Origin of the sequence: Bartonella elizabethae F9251 = ATCC 49927, from assembly GCF_000518165.1 — a bacterium.
GTDB classification, from domain to species: Bacteria; Pseudomonadota; Alphaproteobacteria; order Rhizobiales; family Rhizobiaceae; genus Bartonella; species Bartonella elizabethae.
The window spans coordinates 43,753-50,524 of the sequence record NZ_KI912393.1; the positions used below are offsets into that span (position 1 = coordinate 43,753).

At 39.0% G+C, this 6,772-nt stretch carries 6 protein-coding genes and 1 pseudogene; 1 reads left to right on the forward strand and 6 read right to left on the reverse strand.

The window, feature by feature from the left end; all coding sequences use genetic code 11:
• Positions 1-129: 129 nt before the first annotated feature.
• From T429_RS09985 to T429_RS0108775, 5 genes and pseudogenes are all read right to left on the reverse strand, one after another.
• Positions 130-1,135 (reverse strand): annotated as a pseudogene (locus tag T429_RS09985) (type IV secretion system protein).
• Positions 1,122-1,655 (reverse strand): hypothetical protein, encoded by a 534-nt coding sequence (locus T429_RS0108760; protein WP_005774819.1) that lies wholly within the window; start codon positions 1,653-1,655, stop codon positions 1,122-1,124. The pseudogene T429_RS09985 and the gene T429_RS0108760 overlap by 14 nt, the downstream one beginning before the upstream one ends.
• Positions 1,652-4,006: a VirB4 family type IV secretion/conjugal transfer ATPase gene (locus tag T429_RS0108765; RefSeq protein WP_034456199.1), complete on the reverse strand. Its 2,355-nt coding sequence runs from the start codon at positions 4,004-4,006 to the stop codon at positions 1,652-1,654. Before T429_RS0108765 ends, T429_RS0108760 begins: the two co-directional genes overlap by 4 nt.
• Before the next feature lie 22 nt (positions 4,007-4,028).
• Entirely contained in the window at positions 4,029-4,337 is a 309-nt protein-coding gene (locus T429_RS0108770) for a VirB3 family type IV secretion system protein (RefSeq protein WP_005774821.1), read from the reverse strand.
• On the reverse strand, positions 4,338-4,658 hold the full coding sequence (locus T429_RS0108775; RefSeq protein ID WP_026500988.1) for a TrbC/VirB2 family protein: 321 nt from the start codon (positions 4,656-4,658) through the stop codon (positions 4,338-4,340).
• Positions 4,659-5,054: 396 nt separating this feature from the next.
• Here T429_RS0108775 and T429_RS0108780 point away from each other — a divergent pair, with 396 nt between their 5' ends.
• Entirely contained in the window at positions 5,055-5,801 is a 747-nt protein-coding gene (locus T429_RS0108780) for a hypothetical protein (protein WP_005774823.1), read from the forward strand.
• Between the two features lie 638 nt (positions 5,802-6,439).
• Here the strand turns inward: T429_RS0108780 and T429_RS0108785 are convergent.
• Positions 6,440-6,772 (reverse strand): helix-turn-helix domain-containing protein (locus T429_RS0108785; protein WP_005775334.1); only part of this gene is annotated, 333 nt, incomplete at its 5' end.

Below are 6,772 nucleotides of genomic sequence, written 5' to 3' on the forward strand. Positions count from 1 at the left end.
GTGATTGGTTTTATTGTAAGGCCCAAGATGATATTAAGTCTTTCATGGAAAAAGACCATGGTGCGTGCGCCAAAAGGCGCACGCAAAGCAAAAACCAAAATGCTTCTTCTTTTAAAGAGATGCTTTATCTTAAAATCGACCACGACCACCTCCAAATCTTCCTGCTTTTGCTGCCGCGCCTGCTGCACCTTTCGCAGCATTTCCAGCTGCTCCTGAGATTTGTGAAGCAGCACTTTTGACGGCATTCCCACTCGCTCTTGCACCATTGGCAAGCATCGTGAAGATCTGTCCTCCTGAAGAGACACCAGCGCTAAAGTATGGTCCGCCAGAAGCTAGCGCTGTGGCAATACCAGGAAGTGCACGGAAGATAATAACCCCTATGATCGAAATGACGATGACAGGTGGGAAAAGAACATAGATTGATTCATAGGAAACTCTGAGAACCTGAATGATCACTTGACAATATAATTGTTCCAAGCATGATTACGAGAACTTGTAAAATGGTAAAATTAACCAAAGTTGTAATCCACGCATCGGTATATTTTCGCGTTGTATTGAACAAATATAAACTAATAAACAGAGGTCCAAGACCTATAATCATGACCAGTGCAACTTGGGCAAACATTTGCACAATAAAGCCACCTATACAAAAGAGAATAACGGCCAGAAGCATGATAGAACCAAGAAGACCCACAATGATCTTTTCAAAAAACCAAGCATTGTATAAAACTTCTTGATAGCGGTCACTTGCCTGTAACAAAATATAATCAAAAACATTGGAATTTGCAGGATTACTGTTTAACGCATTCCCAATAGCGTTGGACAAGTCATTGAAGAAAATATCTTTGACATATGTATTAAACGTTTCTGCATTCGTTGCCATTGTTGTCACAATAACAATTTTAACAACATTATTGAGAAGACTGTGCATGGAAAGCGCAATACGACCTGTCATAACATTATAGCCATAAAGAAAAATAAAAATAATTGCGGCGAGATTTAAGGGCGCTGAAATAGCAGAAGATAATCCACTCACCGTTGTGTCCATCACATTGTCGAGGGGCTTTAAAATATACCCAGAAATGCTTTCAAAGGGAGAAAACTTATCAAATTTAGGGAAATTATAGTCTGACATCTGCACCAGTACTTTCAAGTTTTTCTTTTAGCTTTTCTTCTTTTTCTTTTAATTGTGCTTGGAGTGTTTTATGCTTTTGTTGCTCCTTTTCTTCACGCAGCTCCTCTTTTGTCTTCGTATCTCTGGCTTGAATCATATTAAGGGCCTGAAGTTTTAAAGAATTTGCTTGAAGATCGGCTTGAAGAAGAGAAACTTTTACTTGAAGCTCTTGTCGAAGAGCTTGTCGTTTCTGCAATTCTTCAAGGTTAGAGTTTTTGTCAGCGTCTGAGGTCGTTTCAGTTGCTGTTGTCTCTGTTTGTGACTTCAGTTGTTCAAGTTGACCATTTATCTCTTTAATTTTTTTTGCAGTTTCAGTGGCTGTCTTATAAATGGTCTCAGCGGTTTCTGATTTTGCAGTATCTAATTTTTGTGTATTTTCGAGTGCTTGTTTATAATATTCGTCTGCATCGGGGGACATTTGTGAGAATGCATGAGAAATAAAAGAAAAAGATAATAGTGTCACTAAGCCATATTTTTTCATTGTTTTTTTCTCCTTTGATAAAAGATGGGCAGCCATTTTTCAGGGTCTGCGCCATGTTCGTTTATAATTTCATTCATGAGTTCAATATTTTTTGTTGTGCCGCTTAAAACGGCGATCTCATCGTTCATTCCCCGTAAGTTAAGTTCTGCAACGACAGAACTTTGTCCTTGTTTGACGAGAAAACGGCGGGATTCCCTGCTTAATTCTGACTGTATCAGTTCAAATTCACGCTCAGTGAGTTTAAAAGCTTCAACATAATCATTGTAATTTGCTTTTTGATTGGGAAAAAATATTTGAGTGGGGCATTGCTCAATAATGGTGTGCGCGATTGTGGAGTTTAAAGCGTCCTTGGGGCTTTGTGTGGCAAAGAGCATCATACCATTTTGTTTACGGATTGTTTTGAGCCGATCTTGCGCAAAGGCTTTGAATGAATCATCTTCCAAAGCTTTCCAGAACTCATCAACCACAATGATGATGCGCCGCCCATCAATCAGATCAAGAATGCGGTGAAAGAGATACATCATCAAAGGGCGCCGAATTTCTTCGTTGTCTAAGAAATCGGTCATGTCATAGCCAATGAATTGTGCATTTAAATTAAGATCATCTTGATCATTGTCAAAAACCCATCCTAAATCATTGCCTCTAATCCACCGTTGTAGCCGCATGGCAATCCCTTCTTTGGATGTATTGTCAAAAAACAGCTGAAGGGCTCCAAGAGAGCGGTGTGTTGGGGGTAAGTTTTCTAAAGAGTCAATGGCTTTGGCAATATCTTGTCGCTCTTCTTCGGTCACAATTTGCCCTTCACTGGTCACAAGCTTTAAAATCCAATGACGAAGAAAGATTTTATTTTTTTCATTGTATTCCATACCCTTTAAGGGGGCAATCCCCGTGGGCTGTCCATTTTTGAGAGGTTTATATTTTCCACCTCCAGCTCGGACAAAAATCTCTGCTCCTTGATCTTTATCGAAAAAAACCATGGTTGGATTGTGTTTTTGTAATTGCGCAAGAAGAAAATTAACAATCACTGTTTTACCAGATCCCGATGGACCACAAACAAAAGTGTTGCCAAGATCACCATAATGAAAATTAAAATAATAAGGTGAACCAGCCTGTGTTTTGAGCAATGCAACAGCAGCCCCCCAAACATTATCGTTCAATTTGCCAACGGGAAAAGAATGGAAGGGCGATAAAGCTGCAAAGTTTCTGCTGGTAATAGCACCTGAACGCGCACGATAGCTAAAGTTTCCAGGTAATTGTGCCCACCATGCGGCTTCTAATCCTAAATCTTCTCTGGCAATTACGGCACCCCCATTGGTTAAATGAGAACGTGCTTTTGATAAGTTCTCCGTCAATATTTTGGGGTGATCCGCAAAAACGGCTAAAGAAATATGGTGTTCGCCCAAAACAAAACGGTTTGACTCTAAATCATCCAGAGCTTCATCCAACGCATCAATTTGTGAGCTAGCCCGGTCGGCTGCATTAATCATTTGATTTTGCTTGCGGCTCATAATGGCACTGGCGGCCGCTTTACTTTTAAAAACAAATGATTGTGTTAAGATGAATTCAAAGGGGACCGTAAGCAAACCATCGGTCATTCCAGGGCGGGTTTTTGAAGGGTATTCTTTCCAGCCAAACATACCGACAAAGCGCTCATTGCTTTCATGGCGAATTTCGATAATTTCTTTTCCAAAAATAACGCGATCTGAGTAAATCGTTGAGGCAATGGTGCCAAATGTAAGAGGAATACGTTCGCGTCTTCCTCCCACAAGCTGGTGGAGAAATTCACTTTGTTCGGAAAATAAAAGTCCTTCATGTTCATAGATTGATAGGAGACGGGCTCCATATTCTTCTAAACCTTGCATGAGATCTTGACTTAACTCTTCGAGTTTCTGAATAGCTTCTGCGTCAGGTTCAGATTGTGTTTTTTTAGCTTTGCTCAAGCGCTGAAAAAATGAAGCTAGTTGTTGTGTTTTGTCCGCTGCGGGATTCCAAAGCAGTGAAATAAACAGATCATTTCGATACAGCTCTTGCGAAACCATTTTCTTTTTGTATTTTTCATCTAATGTTGTGGCAAAAGATGAAAGAAAATGACCCTCTGGGTAAATTGTTTCACGACGGCGAATGATGTGAGAATATAAAGCAACCCGTTCATCTGCGATATTTTTTAAAAGAGTGTTTAATTGGTTATGTAAAGAATTGAGTTGATCAATGTCTGCCGTGTCAAAATTAACACCTTCAACAGCCATCACAACCATTAAACAGCGTGAGTTTAAGGCAATGACATGCTGGTTGATGTAGCGTATATAGGGAATATATTCTTCAGGCAAAGTTTCCCGTTTCATCATTGACATCTGTTTCACCGGTTTTATTCCTTCAGCGTAGTTCCTTATAAGTGCGGACAAGGCGTAAGGGAGAGGTAGACCCCCCTCCCCATCGGCTGAGATTTTTTTGTTTTCCTCTTGTATTGAGCCACGCAAATAATACGCGAAATTGGTTGTGATCATATTTTGTCACTTCTCGCAAAATAAAGTGCATCCCGATGCCTAAACCAAACATGGTAAAATCACTGGTCACAATAAAGAGAATGGACGTTGCCATAACATTGAGCGCCATGGCTTCCATTGTAACACCAGCAAACATGGCCGGCCGTGTACAGGCCAAGAAAAGGGTATCTTCGTTCATTTATGCTGTACCTGCTAATTTGCCGACGAGACTAGGGGCGCCAAAAACAAGAGCAATCCCCAAAACACAATAAGCTGCCTTGCGTAAATCAATAAAGCCGTACATCCAGCCAATACCCACAGCAGCAACACATATAATGGCAATAAGCCTTGCCGTTGTACCTGTCATCACCGCGACAATGTTGCCTAGAACACCATCAAGATTCCCGAAACCACCCGCAGCAGTAGTAGAAGCAGCATAAGAAAAATCGCACATAAGTACTGCTGTAAAAAGCAGCATGGTCACGATAAAAATGATGTTCTGAAGTCTATTATCTGTCATTTTACCTCTCTTTTTAACAAACAATATTTGTTCATCTGTCGACATTCCATTGCCTCTAACAACTGAAGAATTCTGTTATTCTATAACAGTCTAAACTCCTCGTTTTTTCATTTAAAAGTCTTGATCGTGGATTTTCTCACTCTCAAACTCTTCTTTTAAAGAGACAGAAGTCTTTATCAAATTAAGATTGTGTTACATGAAAATGGCAATTTTAAGTTGTGTTTCTGGTTAAGACAACAATATTAAAATAAGGTGAGAGAGAATATTATTTTTTACAAAATGTAGTTAATGTGCAAGATAGATATTTATATTTTTTTCTTTAAAAACAAGGGGATTGCTGATAAATAATGTAAAATGATAGAAAAATATGAACTTTTTGAGCGAGCGTGTTAAGAAATGCTATTTAAATGGATTGTTATTATTTACATTATGGGGTCCATAGTGTGGGGATTAAGCCAATATAAAGATCAAATAGATTTCAGCTTTCTTAAAATATTAAAAACGCAAGATATTCAAGATATCGTGGATCTCTATCGGGAAGAAAAAGATTTAAGTCAATCGATGACTCAACAGTCTTTAGAAAAAAATGAATCTGCGCTTGAAAAAAATAAACCAGTATTTGAGCAGCAGAAGACAGTTTTATCAAGCGATGGTGTCAATAATACAGTTGTTTTTCATGGCAGGGCATCGGTTACCAGTGGGGTTACGTTTAAATTGCTGACGCCTTCTGCACAATCTTGGCGATCTCATATGACCCGTGATATTCATCTTTATGGTGTGGACACATGCGCGCCCCGCCAAAAAGCAAAATTAAAGGATCAAGAATGGCCTTGTGGTGCGGTTACAACGGCTTGGCTTGTTACCAAAACACTTGGTCAGGATTTATCCTGTAAACGGGCTTTTATGCACAAGGGTGTTTATTATGCGCAGTGTTTTGTTCAAGGGGTTGATTTAGCCGAGGCAGGTCTTAGCGAAGGGATGTTGATGCTCTCAAAGGAGGATAAAAATCCTCTTCCAACACAGTATCATCATGCGGAAGAAAAAGCACGTAACAACAAGATTGGTCTTTGGTCAAGCGACTTTACCGAACCTTCAAAATGGCGGCAAGATAATGGATCTTACAACCCCTTTGCAAGTCAATAATTGGTCTTGTTATATTTACGTGATGTTTATTGCAAAAATGTGTGAGATTAGCACAAACCTTACAGTCTCATGAGAGGCTGTTCTTTGAGGTGGGTGATTAAAATAAACCAAGTTGATGTGCTTCCTTAAAAAGCTGGATTGTTTTGTTGACAGATTGAACTGGATTGAAACGTTTTTGTACTTCAATGTGTGCAGGAGGCTCGCTTTTTAGAGCGTTTTTGTTCGTAGCGCCTCATGGAACATTGTCCTTTGAGAGGTTGAAGCCAGCTCAGTAAAACTGGTAGACAAGACACCAGATTGTAAGCTGCTCCTTTTAAGCACAGGGGAGGTGGAGAGGATAGAACTTTTTCAAATTTGGAGCAGTCAAAAGAAGTATCGCTCAATATTTTAAGACATATATCATGAATTGTTTTCATGATGGCTTAATGAGCGTTTTCTTGTCATGATGTTTTTCGAGATATTTTCAGAGAAATATTGATGAAGCGGCATGAAGGCTTATGAAGAGAAAATATCGTGTTGCCTATCATAGGAAATCAGCCCAATAGTCTGTTCAATAAAAAAACGCGTTGTTTATAAATTGCAGGGCTTTGTTCTTAGAATAGAAAGCAGATTAGAGGATAAAGGTCATTTAAAACGTTTTAATTTTGATCAGAAATTAATTTTAAAATGGCTTTTTGTTTGACAGAGGTCAGAACTCTAAAACTTTTTAAAAGCAAAAACTCCTCTTTGCTTGATGCGATTTCTTCATGATGGTATGGGGTGTTTTCTTTTGTGATAATATCCGCATAAAAAAAGGAAACCGGAACTTTTAGGATATCGGAAATTTCCTTTAAACGTCCTGCGCTTACACGATTTAAGCCTTTTTCATACTTTTGAATTTGTTGAAAACTTACCCCTAAAGCGTCTCCTAATGTTTTTTGAGACATTCCCAACATTTTTCGCTTCAAGCGAATTTTTTTGCCGACAAAAAG